25 protein-coding genes are annotated in these 18,880 nt (G+C 39.3%); 19 read left to right on the plus strand and 6 right to left on the minus strand.

Annotated features, from left to right (window positions below):
- The first annotated feature begins 2 nt into the window (after nucleotides 1-2).
- From AAE02nite_RS16070 to AAE02nite_RS16135, 15 genes are all read left to right on the plus strand, one after another.
- On the plus strand, nucleotides 3-398 hold the full coding sequence (locus tag AAE02nite_RS16070) for a hypothetical protein (RefSeq protein WP_146899667.1): 396 nt from the start codon (nucleotides 3-5) through the stop codon (nucleotides 396-398).
- A gap of 37 nt (nucleotides 399-435) precedes the next feature.
- On the plus strand, nucleotides 436-1,050 hold the full coding sequence (locus AAE02nite_RS16075) for a hypothetical protein (RefSeq protein ID WP_146899670.1): 615 nt from the start codon (nucleotides 436-438) through the stop codon (nucleotides 1,048-1,050).
- A gap of 19 nt (nucleotides 1,051-1,069) precedes the next feature.
- Nucleotides 1,070-2,101, plus strand: a complete 1,032-nt coding sequence (gene traJ, locus AAE02nite_RS16080) for a conjugative transposon protein TraJ (RefSeq protein ID WP_146899673.1) — start codon at nucleotides 1,070-1,072, stop codon at nucleotides 2,099-2,101.
- Nucleotides 2,102-2,116: 15 nt separating this feature from the next.
- Nucleotides 2,117-2,740, plus strand: a complete 624-nt coding sequence (gene traK, locus AAE02nite_RS16085) for a conjugative transposon protein TraK (RefSeq protein ID WP_146899677.1) — start codon at nucleotides 2,117-2,119, stop codon at nucleotides 2,738-2,740.
- 277 nt (nucleotides 2,741-3,017) lie between these two features.
- Nucleotides 3,018-3,311, plus strand: coding sequence for a hypothetical protein (locus tag AAE02nite_RS16090; RefSeq protein ID WP_146899680.1), 294 nt, complete (start codon nucleotides 3,018-3,020; stop codon nucleotides 3,309-3,311).
- A gap of 27 nt (nucleotides 3,312-3,338) precedes the next feature.
- On the plus strand, nucleotides 3,339-4,619 hold the full coding sequence (gene traM / locus AAE02nite_RS16095) for a conjugative transposon protein TraM (RefSeq protein ID WP_146899683.1): 1,281 nt from the start codon (nucleotides 3,339-3,341) through the stop codon (nucleotides 4,617-4,619).
- Nucleotides 4,620-4,640: 21 nt separating this feature from the next.
- Entirely contained in the window at nucleotides 4,641-5,567 is a 927-nt protein-coding gene (traN, locus tag AAE02nite_RS16100) for a conjugative transposon protein TraN (protein WP_170252621.1), read from the plus strand.
- Between the two features lie 40 nt (nucleotides 5,568-5,607).
- Nucleotides 5,608-5,733 carry a beta-barrel fold lipoprotein gene (locus tag AAE02nite_RS27040; protein WP_371863468.1) on the plus strand — a complete coding sequence of 42 codons (126 nt, stop codon included), beginning with the start codon at nucleotides 5,608-5,610 and terminating at the stop codon, nucleotides 5,731-5,733.
- A 297-nt stretch (nucleotides 5,734-6,030) separates the two neighbouring features.
- Entirely contained in the window at nucleotides 6,031-6,324 is a 294-nt protein-coding gene (locus AAE02nite_RS16105) for a type II toxin-antitoxin system HigB family toxin (protein ID WP_146899691.1), read from the plus strand.
- Between the two features lie 14 nt (nucleotides 6,325-6,338).
- Nucleotides 6,339-6,710, plus strand: a complete 372-nt coding sequence (locus AAE02nite_RS16110) for a helix-turn-helix domain-containing protein (protein ID WP_146899694.1) — start codon at nucleotides 6,339-6,341, stop codon at nucleotides 6,708-6,710.
- Nucleotides 6,711-6,725: 15 nt separating this feature from the next.
- Nucleotides 6,726-7,148, plus strand: a complete 423-nt coding sequence (locus tag AAE02nite_RS16115) for a hypothetical protein (protein ID WP_146899697.1) — start codon at nucleotides 6,726-6,728, stop codon at nucleotides 7,146-7,148.
- Between the two features lie 133 nt (nucleotides 7,149-7,281).
- A complete protein-coding gene (locus AAE02nite_RS16120; protein ID WP_146899700.1) occupies nucleotides 7,282-7,500 on the plus strand; it encodes a hypothetical protein in 219 nt (72 codons plus the stop codon).
- Between the two features lie 5 nt (nucleotides 7,501-7,505).
- Entirely contained in the window at nucleotides 7,506-7,871 is a 366-nt protein-coding gene (locus AAE02nite_RS16125) for a hypothetical protein (RefSeq protein ID WP_146899703.1), read from the plus strand.
- Nucleotides 7,872-7,951: 80 nt separating this feature from the next.
- Nucleotides 7,952-8,329 (plus strand): hypothetical protein, encoded by a 378-nt coding sequence (locus AAE02nite_RS16130; RefSeq protein ID WP_146899706.1) that lies wholly within the window; start codon nucleotides 7,952-7,954, stop codon nucleotides 8,327-8,329.
- Between the two features lie 158 nt (nucleotides 8,330-8,487).
- A complete protein-coding gene (locus tag AAE02nite_RS16135; protein ID WP_146899709.1) occupies nucleotides 8,488-9,258 on the plus strand; it encodes an IS3 family transposase in 771 nt (256 codons plus the stop codon).
- A 55-nt stretch (nucleotides 9,259-9,313) separates the two neighbouring features.
- Here the strand turns inward: AAE02nite_RS16135 and AAE02nite_RS16140 are convergent, their stop codons facing one another.
- The 4 genes from AAE02nite_RS16140 to AAE02nite_RS16155 all read right to left on the minus strand — a co-directional run bounded on the left by AAE02nite_RS16140 (nucleotide 9,314) and on the right by AAE02nite_RS16155 (nucleotide 12,071).
- The gene (locus AAE02nite_RS16140; RefSeq protein ID WP_146899712.1) at nucleotides 9,314-9,559 is read right to left on the minus strand and encodes a hypothetical protein; all 246 of its coding nucleotides are present in this window, start codon (nucleotides 9,557-9,559) and stop codon (nucleotides 9,314-9,316) included.
- A 4-nt stretch (nucleotides 9,560-9,563) separates the two neighbouring features.
- Nucleotides 9,564-9,851, minus strand: a complete 288-nt coding sequence (locus AAE02nite_RS16145; RefSeq protein ID WP_146899715.1) for a hypothetical protein — start codon at nucleotides 9,849-9,851, stop codon at nucleotides 9,564-9,566.
- Between the two features lie 642 nt (nucleotides 9,852-10,493).
- Nucleotides 10,494-11,582, minus strand: coding sequence for a replication initiation protein (locus tag AAE02nite_RS16150; protein WP_146899718.1), 1,089 nt, complete (start codon nucleotides 11,580-11,582; stop codon nucleotides 10,494-10,496).
- Nucleotides 11,583-11,795: 213 nt separating this feature from the next.
- Nucleotides 11,796-12,071 carry a hypothetical protein gene (locus AAE02nite_RS16155; protein WP_146899722.1) on the minus strand — a complete coding sequence of 92 codons (276 nt, stop codon included), beginning with the start codon at nucleotides 12,069-12,071 and terminating at the stop codon, nucleotides 11,796-11,798.
- Nucleotides 12,072-12,568: 497 nt separating this feature from the next.
- Between AAE02nite_RS16155 and AAE02nite_RS26315 the strand changes: the two genes are divergently transcribed.
- From AAE02nite_RS26315 to AAE02nite_RS16170, 3 genes are all read left to right on the plus strand, one after another.
- Entirely contained in the window at nucleotides 12,569-12,769 is a 201-nt protein-coding gene (locus AAE02nite_RS26315) for a DUF4113 domain-containing protein (RefSeq protein WP_170252622.1), read from the plus strand.
- Nucleotides 12,770-12,932: 163 nt separating this feature from the next.
- Nucleotides 12,933-14,108: a DUF3800 domain-containing protein gene (locus tag AAE02nite_RS16165; RefSeq protein WP_146899729.1), complete on the plus strand. Its 1,176-nt coding sequence runs from the start codon at nucleotides 12,933-12,935 to the stop codon at nucleotides 14,106-14,108.
- 129 nt (nucleotides 14,109-14,237) lie between these two features.
- Nucleotides 14,238-15,134: a nucleotidyl transferase AbiEii/AbiGii toxin family protein gene (locus tag AAE02nite_RS16170; protein ID WP_146899733.1), complete on the plus strand. Its 897-nt coding sequence runs from the start codon at nucleotides 14,238-14,240 to the stop codon at nucleotides 15,132-15,134.
- Here the strand turns inward: AAE02nite_RS16170 and AAE02nite_RS16175 are convergent.
- Together AAE02nite_RS16175 and AAE02nite_RS16180 are read right to left on the minus strand one after the other, a co-directional pair.
- The gene (locus AAE02nite_RS16175; RefSeq protein ID WP_146899736.1) at nucleotides 15,121-15,987 is read right to left on the minus strand and encodes a type IV toxin-antitoxin system AbiEi family antitoxin domain-containing protein; all 867 of its coding nucleotides are present in this window, start codon (nucleotides 15,985-15,987) and stop codon (nucleotides 15,121-15,123) included. The genes AAE02nite_RS16170 and AAE02nite_RS16175 overlap by 14 nt on opposite strands.
- A 332-nt stretch (nucleotides 15,988-16,319) precedes the next feature.
- Entirely contained in the window at nucleotides 16,320-17,042 is a 723-nt protein-coding gene (locus AAE02nite_RS16180) for a recombinase family protein (protein ID WP_146899739.1), read from the minus strand.
- A gap of 935 nt (nucleotides 17,043-17,977) precedes the next feature.
- Here AAE02nite_RS16180 and AAE02nite_RS16185 point away from each other — a divergent pair.
- Entirely contained in the window at nucleotides 17,978-18,835 is an 858-nt protein-coding gene (locus tag AAE02nite_RS16185) for a hypothetical protein (protein ID WP_146899742.1), read from the plus strand.
- Nucleotides 18,836-18,880 lie beyond the last annotated feature (45 nt).

The following is an 18,880-nucleotide window of genomic DNA, read 5'->3' on the forward strand; positions in this document are numbered from 1 at the left end:
CGATGGAAAATTTACAATTGCAAAAAACCAAATATTATGTGTTAGGGATTCTGTTAGCCCTGTTATCTGCCTGTTCCTCTGGAACCGAAAAAACCGATTCCGGGCAATCCTCTAATCCGGATCAGGAAAGACCTCCAATTTCTCCCTACAAAGACAATTTTATTGGGGAATGGAAGTCAGTTCAAAGTGAGGGAAGGGATCATGCAATTATAACCCGAAACGGAAATAACTTCTTAATTCAGCAAGGAAAAAAAACAGTACCAGGTGTCTGGGATGAAGAAAACAATATTATACGGTTGAATATAGGGGTGCCAATGGATATCATGTACATCGAAAAGGAAGATATGATTGTATTTGGCAATGGTGGCAAATATAGTCGGGTATCGAAAAAACAATAAAGTCTTTAATAATTGAAAAACTAAAAGTGATTGGATTATGAAAAAGCTGATTTTTCTCGGGACGTTTTTAACTATTTTCAATTTTACTGCATCTGCCCAATTTGTGGTAGCCGATCCAACGGCTTTTTCTCAGAGAGCCATCCAGCAGATTTCCAATATTACGGAACAGATTCAGCAGAAATACGAATTGGTTCGGCAATTTCAGAAAACGAATGAAATATATAATCAGGGGAAAGAGTGGTACGATGGCCTGAAACGGGTAAATAATACGGTGGCCGAATATAAAAAAATCTACGAAACCCTAGAACTCACTGCCCAAATTGTAGACCTGTACGCGACCAATATTACCCGGTTCCGGATGGATAAAAATTTCTCACTCAGCGAAATTGGCTATATAACGGATGGGTACGGCAACCTTTTAAAGGAAAGTTCCCGGCTCGTGGATGATCTAAACTTAGGTGCTAAAGCTACTACCTTAAGTATGACCGATAAAGAGCGCCTGGATATGATAAGTAGCACTTTTGAAAAAGTAAGGCAGCATAAAGCATTAGTACAATATTATACAAATAAAAACATCTCCGTTTCCTACCTCCGGGCGAAAAAAAGAAACAATACCGATGGGGTAATGCGACTTTACGGATTAGCCCACTAATAATTAAAAATATACGGCTATGGATGAAAGTCTGCATCAAATATTAAGACAGCTATATGACGAAATGTTACCCCTATGCGATTCCTTGATTGGAGTAGCTAGAGGGCTGGCCGGATTAGGTGCGATCTTTTACATTGCAAACCGGGTTTGGCGGCACATGGCCAATAACGAACCGATTGATTTTTACCCCCTGTTTCGGCCTTTTGTTATAGGTTGGTGCATTATGTTTTTTCCCTTGGTGATTGGCACTTTAAACGGGGTGCTAGATCCAATTGTAACTGCTACTGGTGCTTTAGTTGATAACCAGAATATAGAAGTTCGGCAATTTCAGGAACAACTATCTAAACTGGAAGAAGCCAGCATGAAAAAAGAGGGTAAGGGCTGGATGGTTGATGATGCGGATTTTGAAAAAAAACTAGATGAATTGAACCCTACAGACATTGGAGAAATGGCCGGAATGTATACCGAACGGGCAATGTACCAAATGCAAACGAGTGTGCGGGAATGGTTTAAAGAATTGCTAATTGTTCTTTATGAAGCTGCTAGCTTGGTACTGGATACCATTAGAACTTTTTTCCTAATCGTGATGGCTATTATCGGACCAATATCCTTTGGTTTGGCCGTATTTGACGGCTTCCACGGCACTTTGACCAATTGGATTGCCCGTTACATCAATGTTTTTTTATGGCTTCCGGTGGCTAATATTTTCGGAGCAATAGTTTCTAAAATTAATGTCCTGATGCTGCAAAAAGATATTGCCGATTTACAACACGGTGGCGATTTTGATGCCACCAATACAGCTTACCTGGTTTTTCTGCTGATTGGTATTTTTGGTTATACCTGCGTTCCGACGGTAGCCGGTTGGATTGTGCAAAGCTGTGGCGGTGGCCGGTTTATGACCAGTATAACCAATACTTCTGCCAGTACAATTGGCAGCGCTGGATCGGTGGCTGGAGCCGGTGCCGGGGCGGTAGCGGGCCGGGGGGCGGTCGCCGCTAAAAATTTGGTAAATGCCCCTGCTCAGGTGATGGCAGGATACAAAAAGCTTTAAGGAAAGGGGAAAAATATGCAATTCAAAAGTTTAACAAATATTGAAACCAGCTTTAAACAAATGCGGCTGTTTTTAATAATTTTTATAGGATTAACATTTTGCTTATCCAGTTACGTGGTTTATATGTCCTTTAATTTTGCCAAGAAATCCAGGGAAAAAATATATGTTCTTGATAATGGCAAATCCTTAATGCTGGCTATCTCGCAAGACATGAAGCAGAATAGGCCCGTAGAAGCCAGGGATCACGTAAAACGGTTCCATGAGCTGTTTTTTACCTTAGCGCCGGATCAGAAAGCAATAGATTACAATATTAATCAGGCCCTTAATCTGTGTGATGAATCAGCGCAGGATGAATACGCCAACTTGAAAGAAGCAGGGTATTTTACCGGTCTGATTGCCGGTAATGTAAGCCAGGAAATTAAGATAGACAGCGTATTAACCAATTTTAATGAATACCCTTATACCGCCAAATGTTATGCGACCCAAACCATTATTCGGGCTACTTCTGAAACCCAACGTTCCCTTATATCCCAATGCCAGTTACGTGATGTAACCCGGAGCGACAATAACCCGCATGGTTTTTTGATGGAACGCTGGCGGGTATTGGAAAACAGGGATTTGAAAGTTATTCCCCGGTAGCCATGCAAAGAAATAGTACGCCTTTGAACTGGTTAAAATTCCAATGGGAAACGGTTCAGAAATCTATCGTTACATTTTTAGAAAGAAAGGAAAGAGGGTTATCCCGGGGGCAAAAGAAAATCTACTTTTTCCTGTTCGTTTTTTCCTTTGGGGGCTTCTTCCTGTTTTGCCTGGTTTCCGGCCTGGCCGGATATGGTACTTCGGGCTTTTCTGTTTCGCCTATAAAACGTCCAATCGTTAAGTATCCGGCTATAAAACAAGATTCCATTAAAATAAAATGAGCATTGAAAAATTAGCGGCTAAATCTGATTATACCTGGGGCATTGATACGGATGTAGTTTGGATAAGGGATTTAGATAATGGGGGAATGTCTGTTACCAACAATATTCAAAATATAATTAACCATTTAAGCGAGCATCTACCAATTAAAGAATATAGACTCATGTATGGTGATAGTCTGGGTAAATGGGATGGTTTAAAATTCATTGGATCGGGCTTAAAAGTAGATTTCTTTAGTCTTAATGAAATGGATTACCATAAGGTTATCCAAAAATTAAGGCACGTGGTTTAAAACAAGATTCAGTTAAAATTAACTAATATGGAAAATTCCCCAGTTCAACATTCCCAGGAATTTTTAAATAAGCGGAAAATGGCCGTGATGTTGCCGGTATTTGTGGTGCCTTTCCTGGGTATTATCTTTTATTTATTTGGCGGCGGCACTCCGGCTGCTACGGCATCGATGCACGCTACCGGACTTAATACACAAATTCCTAAACCTGCTGAAAACTCCCATACTAGTTCTGTCCAGGATAAATTAAGTGCCTATAAATTAAAAGACCAGCAGGAAGAAGAAGCCGCCAGGATGCGTTCCCTCGATGATCTTTCCACTACCAGTATGGCTTCTTCTAGTGGATTAGATACAGGGGCGGTTGAACGGGAGCCTACTGGCCTGGCTTATACGTCGGCTCCCCGGTCCTATACCCGGCCGGCACCTGGTCCCGACCGCCGCGAATATGAGCATTTAAACGGCAAAGTAAATTCCTTTTACCAAACCCCGGCCAATAATTCCGCAGTTTCGGAAGCCAAAATCAACCGGTTAATCGAATTAATGGAAAGAGCAGAAAATGGGGGAAATATAGACGTAGATAAAGAACTTAAAAACAATCAATATTTACAGTATTTGCAACGCACCTTAACTTCCGGCCAATTTGCCGGTGAGAAGCAGGTAAAACAGGTTCCGGATACGACTACTAAAAAGCAACTGAAAAAACAAATAATTGAGGTTTCGGGGCCTAAGCAGCAGGTAGTTCATAAACTGCCCCAAGTAGGTGAAGAAGAAACCCGGCCAAATACAAAACCAGGCAACTCTTTTTATTCGCTGGGGGGCAGTAGTACCCATTTAACCGGAAATACGATTAGCGCCATGATCCACGACGACCAAACCCTGGTAACGGGATCTACGGTTAAATTGCGGCTGCTTTCTGATATTCAGGTGCAGGGTACCATTATCCCGGCAAATTCCTTTATCTACGGCGTCGCTTCCGTGAAAAATGAACGCCTGGATATTAACATAGAGAATATCCGCTACGGAAAAGATATTGTTCCGGTTAATTTGAAAGTATATGATAATGATGGGATGCTGGGAGTGTATATACCCGGATCCATCGACCGGGATGCTGGGAAAGAGGCTCTGGGCTCAATGGCTTCCGGGGGCAGTTATAATGTAACGATGGCAAGCGGGGTAAAGGAACAGCTTACCATGCAGGCTGCGCAAAGCGGCATCAATGGCCTTAAAACATTGGCCTCTAAAAAAACCAGATTAGTTAAAGTTCATGTTAAAGCAAATTACCGGGTGTTCCTGAAACCGGAAAATTCTTAATTCATGTCAACCAAAAATTTTATGAAAAAGCATATTTTCTCTGTTTGCCTGGTAGTAGTGTTTAGCATTTCGGCACTGGCCCAAAACCGGCAACCTTTTAAAGACAGCCAAATGCTAAAATCTTTTTCCTTGGGGGTTTCTTATTCCAAAACCGTCAGCCTTATTTTCCCCAGTGGGGTACATAGTGTAGATTTGGGTTCTACTGCTGTTATTGCGGATAAGTTTTCCGGGGTAGAAAATGTACTACGGGTTAAAGCCAATGTAAAAGGCTTTCCGGAAACAAACCTTTCTGTAATTACTAAAGATGGTAAATATTATTCCTTCTACGTTAAATATCAGGAAGAACCTTCCAGCTTAACCTATCGGATGGAAGGAGAAGATTTAACCGGAAATACGCAAACCATTACCCAGGCTACAGGTAAAACAGCTCCTCAAATCTATCTGACGGCCAGTTTAAATAATGCCCCGGTTACCTTTGAAACTATCAACATGAATGAAGCAGACCTGAACTTTTACAGCCGGGAAATAGCGGAAAGAGGGAATAAAATTTCGGGAATCGGCATGAATAAAAACAAAATTAATTTTGATATAGCTGGTATCTACGTGAAGGATAATGTGATTTTTTACAGCATTAACGCCAAAAATAAAAGCAATATTAACTACGACATAGATTTTATAAAATTCTATATCCGGGATAAAAAACAGCCTAAAAGAACCGCAGTTCAGGAAACAGAAGTAAATCCGGTTTTCGTCTATCCGGATGGCCACAGGACCATTTTTGGTAAATCGGAATTAAACCGGGTTTACTGCCTGGAAAAATTCACTATTCCAGATAAAAAAACCCTGGTAGTAGAAATGTTTGAGAAGAACGGGGGCCGGGTAATGACAATGCATATAAAGAACAAGGATATTGTAAAAGCTTCTACTATTAACTTTAAAGCAAAATAGCCTGAACTATTATGAAAGAATATTTTCCATTTCTTTTTTAATTTTTCTATTTTCCTGTGAGCAGGATGATAGGCATAATGTAAATTCGGCAGGCAGTACTTATAAAGTAGTAATTAAACAGTCCGGGGATTATGGCAATAATAATAAATCCTTGATTGCTATTTAGCTAGCTCCAAATTAAAAGAATACCTTTCCGCCTGCTTTTGCGCCTTTTCCTATAAGGCTTAAGTGGCGGTTTATGTACGTTTTAGTAATTGCACCCAAATTAATCAGAATACTGATTTAAGGGTTAGTTACAATCTATTTAAGAAAGGCAGGACCAAAGCTGATAAGAATCCGGCTGGCTTGCTGCTCAAAGTACAGGGCCTTCGTTAGAACCAAAGAAAGCGTATTTACAAAAGGGAAGAAAAAGTTGTCTTTTTGACAACAAACCATTATCTTTGTCGTAACCTACACCTGCCGCATGCACATCATCAGCTACAAGGCTATCCGAGAATACTATGAAAAGCATGCTGCCGCCAAACCTTACTTAACCGCCTGGTTCAAAACCGTCAAGAAAGCCGAATGGGAAAGCGTAAAAGAGATGCGGCTCGACTTTCCCAGCGCAGAAATGGTAGTAGATGGCAAAGTTGTTTTCAATATTAAGGCCAATGATTATAGGCTGGTGGCTTTGGTGGGGTTCAGAACCAAAAGGGTATATGTACTATGGCTGGGCACACATGCCGAGTACAATAAAATCAAAATAAAAGACCTGTAAAAGGCATATTTACCATGGACGTAAGATTAATTCATACCGAAGCTGAATACCAGGCTGCTCTTCAAAAGATACGGGCGCTGTGGGAAGCGGAACCGGGTACGCCGGCGGCGGAAGAGCTGGAGATACTGGTCCTGCTGGTAAATAAGTTCGAGGAGGAAAATTACCCGATTGAGGAGCCGGACCCGATTGAATACATTAAGATTCGCATGGAAGAGTTAGGATTGAAGCAAGAAGACCTGGTGCCTTACATGGGCAACAAGGGTAATGTGTCTAAGGTACTTAGTCGCAAACGTGCGCTTTCCCTGGAGATGATCCGGAAATTGCACCGGGGCCTGCGCTTTCCTTTGGAGGTGCTGATTGCCGAGCCTAAACTGAACACCCTTTAATTAACCTGACCCTTTATGCCGGAACAAATCACGCCTTTTATCGAGCAGTTTTATGATGATGCTGAAATCTGGCCCATCATCCAGGGTGCTCCTTACTTGCAGCAGCAGTTCCAGGAACCGGATATCCTGCATAATACTGTGGTGGTGGTCCTGCCCATGGTCCGCCGGCAGCCGGGATACCAGCCACATCAATTCGACCTGTATCTTTTCATCAAGCACCACCAGGTCACGGACCTGGGCGAGCTGGAGCTTTACCGGGTGAAAGACTTTATTCGCCAGAAAGTAGATGTATCGCCGCTGATGCACGCCCTGCAGCAGCTAGCCGGGGTAGATACCATCCAGGTACTGGAAAGCATCAAGCGGCAGCTTAAATTTCTGCAACGGCTAGAAAACCAAGATTTACCCGTGGCACCAGCGCAGATGATTAACGCCTTTTAAGGAATGGCCACTTTTTTAAGAAAAATAGTAGGGGCGACTTACGTTAAACATTTTATCCAAGCGGGTAGCACTTCCCCATATTACTTTTTTAAAAAAGCACCAACATTTATCTAATAGATTTTTATATAAAGTTATGACATACAGATTATACGAATACGTTTTTAACGATACTGGCGATTACATAGGAGATTATAGTTCATTAGAGGAAGCAGAAAGCCAATTTTCTTCTTCATTTTTAGTCACGCGTACTTCTCAATATGACAACAATCGTCAAGCGCATCATCAAATCACCCAGTTTGAAGGGACTTGGGAAGATGGCAAAATACAGAACACTTGGTATTACTATGAGTAGCGATAATGATTAAAGTAAAGCATCCGGACGAAAGCTGCAATCAAATTCAGGAAACATTCCTGGCCAAGTGCCCGGCAGAGGAACGCCGTTTTCACGAGTTGTTATTTACCCATGGCAATATATCTTATCGCTATCACCAGGAAGCGAAAGAATTTAATCCGACGGTAAAAGATTTTGAAGAATGGCTGGAGGGATTACCCGAAAACATGCGGCATGATATGCAGCAGCGGGGATTTGAAGCTTGTAAAGGCATCTTGTCATTTACGCGGTATGTAAACGAAAAGAATGACATTGGTTTAGATGAGTATGTTCGGCAGCAGATGGGTTCAGCGGATTTTGCCGAATATCAAAGTTTTTTAACCAATGGCTGATTACCCCCAATTTAACATAATGTTTATTATAGGACTTTTGGTAAACTCCTGAAATAGCTTTACACATTAAGTATAAAGTTATGAATAATAGGAATTTAAAAGAAACTGTAAAAAGGAATTATCCGTCTGCAAAGAAAAGAAAAATTGTCGAAGAACTTCGTTCCGGCATGCTGACTATCCGGCAAAGCACGAAGCAATACCAGGTGTCGGTATCTATCTTACAAGATTGGAGCCGCTGGTATTATAAAACTAGATTGTTAAAATATTTTAGACCAAACCCATCTTTGCTTATGGAGCCCACTATTGATCAACTAAAGCAGCAATTAGCCGCTGCCCAGGCACAATTAGCGCAGGAAAAATTAAAGACGACAGCTTTAGAAACCATGATTTCGGTAGCTGAAAAGCAGCTAAATATAGAAATCAGAAAAAAGTATGGTTCCAAGCAGTCCAGGAGTTAAACACCCAGTATCCCTTAACTGGCTTGGGAAAACCGTGCAGATTGTTTGGAAAGTCACGGCAAGCTTATTATGAGCAAATATGGCAGGAAGATAAAAATGAAGTAAATCAGGAGGCTATTTTAGAGCAAGTAATGAAGATTTGGCAGCAGTAACTAGGCGTGGGAACAGCAAAGCTGCATCATTTATTAACGGACTTCTTAGCTAAGCACCATATAAATTTGGGCTGGTATAGGCTGTATGACTTGCTCCGGGAGAATCATTTATTATGTCAAAAGAAGCGTAAACGGGCCCGGACCACTAACTCCCAGCATCCTTTTTACAAGTATCCTAATCTCATCAAGGAACTGGTGTTTACCCGTCCCAATCAGCTATGGATAAGCGATGTTACTTATATCAGAACAGGAAGTGATTTTAGCTATTTAAGTTTAATCACAGATGCTTATTCCCATAAAATCGTAGGTTGGGCGGTAGCAGAAACATTGCATACCAAAGGGCCACTTGCTGCCTTGAATATGGCTGCCAAAACGTTACAAAAGGGAAAAGAAAGCCTGATTCATCATTCTGACCGCGGCTTACAGTACTGCTGCAAGGATTATATTGAATTACTCTCCTCCCATACTATTCAAATCAGTATGACCAGTCAGGGAGACCCGGGTGAAAATGCCATTGCCGAACGCATTAACAGAACCATCAAAGAAGAATTCCATTGCCGGGCCTTTCTTACTTTTGAACTGGCCAGAGCTGCAATAGCCAAGAGCATTCAAGCTTATAATAACTTGCGACCCCCTGCTTCTTGTGATTACCTGACTCCTAACCTGGCCCACCAGCAGCATGGCTTATTAAGAAAGCGATGGCGAAAGCACAACAGAAAAAATTCTATGAATAAAAATCAGTTTGATAAAAAAGTTAATAGTACTTTAACCGTTTAACCTGTAAAGTATTTTCAGGAACCTACCTTTAAATTTAGCCGAATTTTACTTTAAATTACGCAGTTTGCTGATGTTGTGGATGGCCTGATTCAAGCAAAATATTCTGCAATAATTCCCGGCTCTGCTCTGGAACCTGACATTTCATAACTTCCCGAATAAACGTAATAAACTTTTCCAGGGGGCAATCTCCCACCATTTGATATTGAGAAGAAGCAAAGAATTTATTTCTCAATTCTGTACTTTCTACTTTTATAATAAATCCTTCCTGGGTATGCAGCACAATTTCAACCTGATTTTTCATAATTTTAGTTAGTACCTTCTTCCGTTGATGGTCTATAAATAAATGCCATTAAAGCCAAAAAATCAATATCTATTAGTTTTGCAAATGCTTGCAATTCAGATACCCTAAATGTACTGGGATCCTTTATTTTTGACTGCAAACGTACGGCATTCAAATTAAGTTTTCTAGCAATATGAGTTATTGGAATAATTTTAAATACTTCATCCAGGCTCTTAATCTTACCCTCAGTCAAGCCAATTTTAACCTTAACATACCTTAAATCATCCTCAAAATTTATTTCAGTTGTCTTCATCGGGCACAAAATTGGAACATTTGCTTCTTGTTAAAAAAGCTATAAAATATTAGCTATTAGCCTCATAAACGAATACGGGCACAAAATTGGAACATTTACAATTGTTAAAAATTCCTTTCGGGCACAAAATTGGAACATTTGGTTACATTTTCAGTAGCAATCCACGTTTAACTGTGGCAATATCCTAAAAGCAGACAAAATGGCGGTCCTTTTGGCCTTTTTCCCCTTCACTTTAATCCATTATTTGGTTAAATCTAATCAAAATAGTCGTAGATTAAGATTTTTTAATCAAGTAGATAAAGTAGTAGGTGCCATAAGTCATTGATTTTTAAAGCATAGCGCCACTTTTAGGGTTCATAATTGGAACATTGCTGCCACACTTTTGGAACATTGTGGCCACACTTTTGGAACATTATTAACCACACTTTTGGAACATTATTAAGCTTGGGGCACAAAATTGGAACATTTTTGCTAATAACCTGCGGTTTTGACCAATTTAGTTACGGGCACAAAATTGGAACATATAATAAAACCACTTTATCCAGGTACAAAATTGGAACATTTTGACCGAATTATTACAGGCACAAAATTGGAACATTCTGGCCGATTTTGCAGGGCACAAAATTGGAACATTGTAACTTCTTATTTTATTTCGGAGTTAATAGTTACATCTGCCAGCATCGTTTGAATTGATTTTAAGACATATTCAGGCACGTTTCGCAGATCAGCCACCTTCTTATCAACGTAAATATAGTTGTAAAGCTCTGCCAGCTTTAAAAAGATAAGAGTGGTATTCTCTGGAGTAAGTATTTCCAGAATACTCTTCTTATGATTTTCCTTAAAATTAAATCGGTCTGAACACCAATACATAATTTGGTTCTTCTTATTTTCCAACTCAATCTCGCGCTGCTTGACCTCCGAAGCCTGAATAATTTTAAATACTATTTTATCCGGTTTTCCTTTCTTATCAATGACGCTATACTCAAACCAAACGTCTGATTTTTCATGTAATTCTATTCTGGCCGGTTCAATCACGCGCGCGACTAAATGGGAGAATTTCAGATACTTTTCTTCCAGGCATAACATATGACGGAAGTTTTCTAAAGTGATGGTAACACCGCCTTTTTGTTTCCAGGAAGAAATAAAAACGTATAGCCGGGAAGTCCACTTGGTAGAAGCATTCATGGCAATTTCGTAGGCGAACTTAGTAAATCCTCCCAGCTTGGTATTTATCATCCATTGTACTACCAGCTTATCAATTTCTATTGTGATATTACGCTGATACTTTTCTTTTGGCACATACGCTTCGAATAAACCACTCACCTTCCAGGCTTCTGCCCCCGTTACCGGATCTCTGGTATCGAGTTGAACCGGAATACTTGCCACTGCGGACATAGCATCCCGAAGCAAATAATAATGTTTAGCCGGCATTCCAAATTCCTTAATGGGAATAACTAACCTTACTTTGTTGGTATTTTCCTGAAATAAAGGAAGCTGATCCATATTTACACCTTTTATAACGGCTTCTATATGAACTTGTAAATGAAAGATAATAGAATATAGGATCCGGGTTTGTAAGGTGCTAAAATCATAACGAAGCATCGTAACCTGGTTAGGTTGCTTTATCATCGTTAACTTTTCCGGCAGAGTTGCTTTTCTTAACCGTTTTAGCTTGGCCTTTTTTACCTTATTATTATCTTCTTCTTGCGGTGCTGCTGCTATTTTAACCATTCCCTTTTTACAATTATTAAACCCTCCGGATACCTGCAAACAAGCTAGACACTATACCAATGAAAAGCGCCCAGGCCACTAAAATTGTAGTTTTAAATACAATATAAATTACTTGAACTATTAAAACCAAAATTATCCTTACTATCTGCCCCAGTAAACCAAAGCCGGGCCCTACATACTTAAATACCATTTCCGTAAAATCGGTATTTAAAGTTAGTCTGTACTGCTTTTTATAATAGAATGAAAATTACAGAAAGCATTAAATAAATACTTCCCTTTTTCCTCGTCGTCCTCGCCTACTATGAAATCATACAGGCTGTCCTTATCTACCCAAAAGGAAACTAACTGAATGGCTATATTAGGCTTACAAAACCTATCCAATGCCTTCGAATATAAATTTTCGGCCATTTCTCTACTTTCAGCAAAATGCAATGGCAGCGCCAAAGCATCTTTTACTTTTATCACCGCAAAAATGGTTAACTTATCCATGATTAAATTCATTAGGTTAAAATTCCTTTTGCATTGTTTACGTTCCGTATATTTAATTGATACGAAATGTATTATTAATTTTTAAACAATCCTAATGATAGGGCACTATTTCCCTTACCTATAATTCAATTTGGAAGTAGATTTACCGTTGGAAGTTACGGGGTAACTAGCAAAATACGGAAGTAAATCCTCGTGGCCGGTTTTTCGGCCGAGGGATTTGCTGTAGTATGAAGCGGTTAGCCGGTAACTGTTTTTTAAAAAAGCGTTTAGTTAAAAAAGGAACTGGTTTAACTAATGGCTTTCAAATTGGATTTAATTAAAAATTAAGCTGTTAAATTTTGCAATTGGAATTTTATTATTAAAATTATTAAAATTGGCTTTAATTGATAACTCAATTAGTATTAACTCCTAGTATTGAACATACTGTTTGGCAATCTTTGTCCGCATATACTAAATTGTTTAGTTTTAGAATTTTGAATATTTGTCCGGCATCCTCCGTGCAATTATACTTATTAGATGCCTTAGACCGGGGCCAACACACCGATTTAAGGAATGCCCGGGATAAGCTGACCAAAAAGATGGGAAGAGAAGTAATTCAATTGGCAAGTAAAGGGAAAAATAATAATTGGAAAATGCGTCAGGATTATGACACCCCTTGTTTTACTATTCGGATAGAAGAAGTTTTAAGGGTTCGTTAATCAGAATTATTATATTGGAGGGTGAAACGACAGGCTATACTACCCATTTTAATTTTTTTGGAAGGCGGAATCAGGTAAAAGTCTATGTAAATAATCCGGAAAATATCCTTTATACCCCCAACATTAAATTTAAAGAAATAGAATATTAGGCTTATCTACCACCATGCAGCACCTTCATATATTTGTTGATGAGTTTGGTAACACCCATCTGAATTTGGAGAAAACGGGCACTTTTTCTCATTATGTCCTCACCGCCGTTTTAATAGAAGAAGGCAAGCTAGAGCAGGCCCGCGCCCTCCGGTCAGCCATAAGCCAGCAATATTTTCAAGGGCATCCCATTAAATCCAGCCGGTTGTCGAACGATGATGCAGGTTTTCGAAAACGGCTGGCTATTTTAAAGGAGATGCGTCAATTAGATTTTCTGGTATTAAGCTTAGTCATTAATAAAAGTAAGATAACCGGGGAAGGCCTGGGACAAAAAGACATATTCTACAAATATTTCAACCGCATTTTTTTAAAGCAATTTCCGCAAAACTTTACCGCATTTTCCATTCATGCCGATGGCGTGGGCTGGCCGGAATTTAAGCGCGATTTGCACCATTATATTCATAATAAAGTTATTCAACGGGATTTGTTCACGCCCGACCGTACCTATCAATTGGTGGAAGATAGGTTAGAAGAACCCTTAGGGCAAATAGCAGATTTTATTTCAGGCTGTTTAGGTAAAATATATTGCACCAGCCATAGCCACGAAAAAGCGGCTTTCTTATTTGATTTGTTGCATGACCGGACTTTTGTAGATTTTTTTCCCTTTGAGAAAACCGACTTCTCCCTGGCTATTCCGGAGCGGGACCAGGAAAAAAACGAGCTGATTGCCAAAATTGCGGCCGCCTCTGCCCGGGAAGCCCTTGCCGGTGGTCATAAATTCTCGGATGAAGCACAAGCGGTTTTGCAATATTTATATCTCATGTTCCGAACCGCTCCGGATCGACTGGTGGAGAAATACGAAATCATTGATAAAGTAAAAATAGCTTACCCCAACTTTACCGAGCAGCAACTGCGGGTTTGTATCCAACACCTGCGGGACAATGGGGTACTTATCGTTAGCATTCAAGGGAAGTCCGGCTATAAAATCCCGGACCGGGTAGAAGATATCGCCGGCTTTTACAACCGCTACCTAAACAGCATCGTGCCCATGATTAACCGCATTAATATCTGTAACCGCAAATTAATGGTTAGTAGCTTACAAGAAGTAGATATGTTGAGTGCAAATGCCAGTTATTCGTTACTCCATGAACTTATTAAGGCCCTGGATAAAGATAAGCAATCCCTATATTAATAACTTACCTAAATAGGAAGGTGGTCTCCAGGTAATGTGTAAAAATGAGAAAGCCCCAAGTATTATTAAGTTCCCACCCATTTTATTGGCCTATTTAATCATACTTAGATTTTAAAAGATGACTGTTTAATGAATTTAGAATTAGTTAATAAAATCAAAGCGTTAGCAATTATTGCTTTAGCATCTGATGACCAGCTAATTGAAAATATTGTTCTAAAAGGCGGCAATGCCATAGATATTGCTTACCATGGTAATAATTCTATTTCCAGGACTTCCTATGATTTAGATTTTTCGATTGAGGATGGCGATTTCCAGGAAGACGAGGATATTATAAGGGAACGCATTCAAAAAACTTTGGTGCAAACTTTTAGTGAAAACGGTTTCGCCATTATTGACTACAAATTTCTTAATAAACCCAAAGTAGCCACTGGCCCTCATGCTGAGTTTTGGGGAGGTTATCTGGTTACTTTTAAAGTTTTAAACCAGAAAGCTTTTGATGAAAACAAAGGCAGTTTAAAAAATCAACGAAACCTGGCCATACCGGTGAAGCCAGGCCGTTCTTCTGTCGGGCCCTCTCCTACTTTCGAATTAGAGTTTAGTAAGTTTGAGTATGTAGGCCTTAAAAATCCGATTGATTTTGGCGGATATACGATATATGTATACGCCCCGGAAATGATTGTTTTTGAAAAGCTGAGGGCAATTTGTCAACAATTGCCCTCATACAGGGAGATTATTAAATCTTTTACCCCGCGACCCCGGGCACGGGATTTCTATGATATTCACCTTATTATGGAGATGCGTCAAATTGATGTATCCTTGGATAAAAATAAAGAACTTATAACCAAGGTATTTGAAGCTAAGCGGGTTCCGCTATCATTCATCAAGGATATTAGTATAAATAAGGAATTCCATAAAGGGAATTGGGAAAGCGTTAAAGATACTGTTTCTAAGTTTGACGAATCAGAAAACTTTGATTTCTACTTTGATTATGTCGTCAATACTTTCCAGCCGCTTACATTCCCTTAGGATAATACAGCTGCCAGTCCTCCGAAAAATCTTTCTCCATCATTTCGTAGGTCAGGTAAAATTTAAACGCTTGCTTCCGGCTGCGCAATTCCTCCAGTTTTTTGCCGGAGTAGCCGGCCCGTTCCAGGTAAAAACCAACGGCCTGGTGGTAAGGATAAATAAAATCCAGGTTGTCTAAAGTGGCCACCAGTTTATTTAGGGAGATACTGGATAAGGCATTTTGGTAAGCTTCCAGCACCGAGTAAATGCCCCCGGCATAACTTGGGCGTACGGTAATGTCAATCAGGGTACGCTCCAGGTTGGTTACCGGTATATTATCTATAGAATGGATGCCAGCTCTGCCGGTGAACATACCATTTAGAATGAGGAAAGAAAAATCTCCGTAAATGGCCTCGGTTATTGCTCGGCGTTGTGGCTTAGCGAAGGCCGCGTCGATAGCCTCTTGCGTTAGTTGCCGGTTACCACCTGTTTTTTTGCTTTGCTCAAAGGTGATATAAATAGTTTTTGGTACCTGGGTAGTCAGGCCATTCAAAAACATAGCGCTATAATGGGATAGGTAAGACTTGTTAATCAAAGAGGTCGCTATCTCAAATTCATGCGCATCAGCCGTGATATACCGTTCCTTCTTATTGATATACCCGTCGAAGAGGATTTCAATTTTAGTCAGAATGCCTCTTTTCTGCAGCTGCTCAATAAATCTAAGGTCAGTGGTAGAAGCCGGTAAATTCCAGGCAATTCTTCTTTCTTCAAAAATTTCATTAAGTTGTTCGCGGGAAAAGACATTGCGCGGATTTTGTTTAAAGAAAGACTTCATACCACTCTCAGCAATAGCAAAGCGGGATTTTCCGGGCATAACGGTAAAGATTGTATTTTTAGACGAGAAGTATATATACTTCTCGTAAAGTTAATCATTTAAGATGATAAAGTCAAGTACTGCCTGCTAAGCGGCTGAAAATAAGAAAACGATTGAAATACTCTGAAGTATATAAAGTATATATACTTTATATATGTAAAGTTAATGATTTATATTGTCAAAAGCAAGTAAAAATTATACTGTTAGACTAAAACAGAATACTAGAGGGAAAAATAAGAAATCATATACCGCTGGGACCGTAAAATATATAACCAATTACTTAATTAAATAATTAAATAATTATGTAATTATGTAATTATGTAATTATGTATTTAAGTATTTAAGTAATCAGGTGCCACAAGCTCATTTTTGCTTTCCACACAGTATCGTTTAAAGATACGTTGTACCTGGGTGGCTTGAAACGCGCCGCCTTTGCTGGCTCTAAATCCCGATTGGTTTAATTTTTCGGCAATGCTTAACCAGGTCAGACCCTGTTCCCGGTAAAGACGAACTAATTCAGCGGCCCGCCTATTGTTATCATTGGTGGCGGCTTTCTTTTTAATAGCTTCCACCCCAAGCTCCCGACCGGCAGCAGTTAAATTATTTAAGTTGCCCAATTTCTGACCGCGGGCTTTCAAAGCCTGCAGGGCTACCTTGGTGCGTTTGCTGATTTGCTCCCGCTCGTGTTGGGCCATCGTTCCCCAGATACCAATGTTGAGGGTATTCATTTCGGGAATGTCCAGGCAGAGCCAACTAATGTTATTTTTCTCTACCCGCTTTTTCAATTGGAACAGAAAGGCCACTTCCCGGCTTAAGCGGTCGAGCTTGGCAATGATTAAAGTGGCATTGTGTTTCTTCGCTTCCAAGATGGCTTGTTCTAATAAAGGGCGGTCATCGTTTTTGCCGGATTCATTTTCCTTAAATTCCCGGATGATGCTGGCTGGATTTTTAGCGAAAGAAATAACCGCTGCCTGTTGGGCTTCCAGGCCCAACCCGCTCCGGCCCTGCTTGAGGGTAGACACCCGGTAGTAGGCAATGTACTTTTGATACTCCATATATATATATTATAGCCGCAGGTAAGGAAATGATTTTTCAGGAAGCAGTTGTACTAGTACAACAGAATCCGAACATTGCTTCCTTATTACCCTTTTTTCAATAATTTTTACTAAAGTAAGCATCATTTTACAAATCAGCAACGTGCGTTCCTGATTTGTAAAATGACCAACTTCTCTAAAAAAATAGCAAAAGTGGCGGGCGGACGAAAAGGCTGATGCTTTTTACAATTATGGAATGAACGTAGTGCTTATGTAAACAGCGGTCCGGCTGAGAAAATTTTACCAAAAAGGAGCGGGTAGCGGAAGAGGCTTCTACGCTTTACAATTTCTCATTGTCCGTAGAGCTCATGTAAACAGGTTTAAAAATTTTTAAAAGGCTAAAATCCGGTAAGGTGTGAGGAGGTAAAAGCGGGGGGGGGGGCACCGTTTTACTTTGACCTATAAATTATTTCATACTACAAACACCAGGTAAGTAAACGAGCCGGCAAACCCCGGCATAGGATCCTATTTATAATTAGGTAGGCAGTTTACAATTTAGAAGGTTCCTTTATGATTTGTAATTCTGCTGGTGCCTTTTGATGCTATTGAATAATTCCTAGAAAAATTGCACAAGTGGTATGGGTAGCAGAAATACCGTGGCTCTTACGATTTTTAATGGTGCATTTATGATTTGTAATTTACCTTTTACAACTACCTCCACCAGGTAGTAAATGGATACGTTTATTAGTAAGAATACCAAGGCCTTTTAACATAATTCATGTTATCGGCGAAAACCCCTTTCCTGCGTTCTGAACATGGCTTGTTTTCGCCTCTTTTGGTACTAGAGGAGGATAACTTTTAATCCTTTATTGAAAAATAATTTTATTTTTTGTAACGTTGGAACTACGCTTCATATAAGCTAGATTAGCTAACAACCTAAATTTGGTAAATTTATAATGAAAGAAGTCATAAAAAAGTATATACCAAATATCATTTCTGAATCAAAATTAAGTGAAGCAGAATTGGAAGATGCTTTTATAAAATACAGAACGAGATTAGATAGTCTAGTTCAAATTCAAAATTCACCTGACAAGCCTCATTGCTTATTTGATTGGGTGCTCTTAGCAAAAAGAGGTGATGAGAAAGCAATATCATTTTTAATGTACCTAGAGAGCGAAGTTTTTGAATTACTAGAAAGAACCGAGCAAAAGTTTCATAATCAAATTAGAGGAACAATTAAAAAAATAGTATCGTCCATCGATACCAATGTTGAAATTCCTAATAATCCAAAGTACTTGAACTTCATTGGTGAAATCGTCGGGTTGAACCATATTATTTATTCTGCAGGAGAGAGATTTAAATTGAAAGCAATTGAACAAAAAATGCCCAATCCAAAAAGGGCTGATTTTGTGTTTTACGACAAAGAACTTGATGATGAAATTTATGTAGATTTTGTAAGTATACACAATATTGATACAAAAAAATTAAGCAACGATGATGACTTAATAAGCTTCCTTGAAGGTCGTTTTAATCGAAAGTTAGAAAGTAAAACTCCGAATCTAGATGAAAATTTTCATAGAATAAAGCTTAAAGATGGCAAAGAAGTTAATTTTGCAATTCTTCCTTTAATATGGACAGAGATTTGTGATTTAATACCATTTAAATCTGCATTTAAAAAAATTGATAACAAATATGCAAATGTATTCTCTTGTTTGTCATTATTACCTCAACTGTTCGACGATGGAACAATAACTTATAACATTTGCAGAGTAAGTGATATACTTGATTGTTGGAAAGAACAAATTAACACATAAACAACATGTATAACGCGTTGAAATATGCTGTATGTTCTGCTAAGT

The sequence above is a fragment of the Adhaeribacter aerolatus genome (genome assembly GCF_007991635.1).
Taxonomy (GTDB): Bacteria; Bacteroidota; Bacteroidia; order Cytophagales; family Hymenobacteraceae; genus Adhaeribacter; species Adhaeribacter aerolatus.

Coding starts and splice junctions, on each gene's coding strand:
- AAE02nite_RS16125 (WP_146899703.1), top strand. CDS start 7,506: ATGATTAAAGTAAAGCATCCGGACGAAAGCTGCAATCAAATTCAGGAA.
- AAE02nite_RS16075 (WP_146899670.1), top strand. CDS start 436: ATGAAAAAGCTGATTTTTCTCGGGACGTTTTTAACTATTTTCAATTTT.
- traK (WP_146899677.1), top strand. CDS start 2,117: ATGCAATTCAAAAGTTTAACAAATATTGAAACCAGCTTTAAACAAATG.
- AAE02nite_RS16110 (WP_146899694.1), top strand. CDS start 6,339: ATGGACGTAAGATTAATTCATACCGAAGCTGAATACCAGGCTGCTCTT.
- traN (WP_170252621.1), top strand. CDS start 4,641: ATGAAAAAGCATATTTTCTCTGTTTGCCTGGTAGTAGTGTTTAGCATT.
- AAE02nite_RS16090 (WP_146899680.1), top strand. CDS start 3,018: ATGAGCATTGAAAAATTAGCGGCTAAATCTGATTATACCTGGGGCATT.
- AAE02nite_RS16140 (WP_146899712.1), bottom strand. CDS start 9,559: ATGAAAAATCAGGTTGAAATTGTGCTGCATACCCAGGAAGGATTTATT.
- AAE02nite_RS16145 (WP_146899715.1), bottom strand. CDS start 9,851: ATGAAGACAACTGAAATAAATTTTGAGGATGATTTAAGGTATGTTAAG.
- AAE02nite_RS16185 (WP_146899742.1), top strand. CDS start 17,978: ATGAAAGAAGTCATAAAAAAGTATATACCAAATATCATTTCTGAATCA.
- AAE02nite_RS16120 (WP_146899700.1), top strand. CDS start 7,282: ATGACATACAGATTATACGAATACGTTTTTAACGATACTGGCGATTAC.
- AAE02nite_RS16170 (WP_146899733.1), top strand. CDS start 14,238: ATGAATTTAGAATTAGTTAATAAAATCAAAGCGTTAGCAATTATTGCT.
- AAE02nite_RS16155 (WP_146899722.1), bottom strand. CDS start 12,071: ATGGATAAGTTAACCATTTTTGCGGTGATAAAAGTAAAAGATGCTTTG.
- traJ (WP_146899673.1), top strand. CDS start 1,070: ATGGATGAAAGTCTGCATCAAATATTAAGACAGCTATATGACGAAATG.
- AAE02nite_RS16175 (WP_146899736.1), bottom strand. CDS start 15,987: ATGCCCGGAAAATCCCGCTTTGCTATTGCTGAGAGTGGTATGAAGTCT.
- AAE02nite_RS16105 (WP_146899691.1), top strand. CDS start 6,031: ATGCACATCATCAGCTACAAGGCTATCCGAGAATACTATGAAAAGCAT.
- AAE02nite_RS16180 (WP_146899739.1), bottom strand. CDS start 17,042: ATGGAGTATCAAAAGTACATTGCCTACTACCGGGTGTCTACCCTCAAG.
- AAE02nite_RS16150 (WP_146899718.1), bottom strand. CDS start 11,582: ATGGTTAAAATAGCAGCAGCACCGCAAGAAGAAGATAATAATAAGGTA.
- AAE02nite_RS16165 (WP_146899729.1), top strand. CDS start 12,933: ATGCAGCACCTTCATATATTTGTTGATGAGTTTGGTAACACCCATCTG.
- AAE02nite_RS16070 (WP_146899667.1), top strand. CDS start 3: ATGGAAAATTTACAATTGCAAAAAACCAAATATTATGTGTTAGGGATT.
- traM (WP_146899683.1), top strand. CDS start 3,339: ATGGAAAATTCCCCAGTTCAACATTCCCAGGAATTTTTAAATAAGCGG.
- AAE02nite_RS16115 (WP_146899697.1), top strand. CDS start 6,726: ATGCCGGAACAAATCACGCCTTTTATCGAGCAGTTTTATGATGATGCT.
- AAE02nite_RS16130 (WP_146899706.1), top strand. CDS start 7,952: ATGAATAATAGGAATTTAAAAGAAACTGTAAAAAGGAATTATCCGTCT.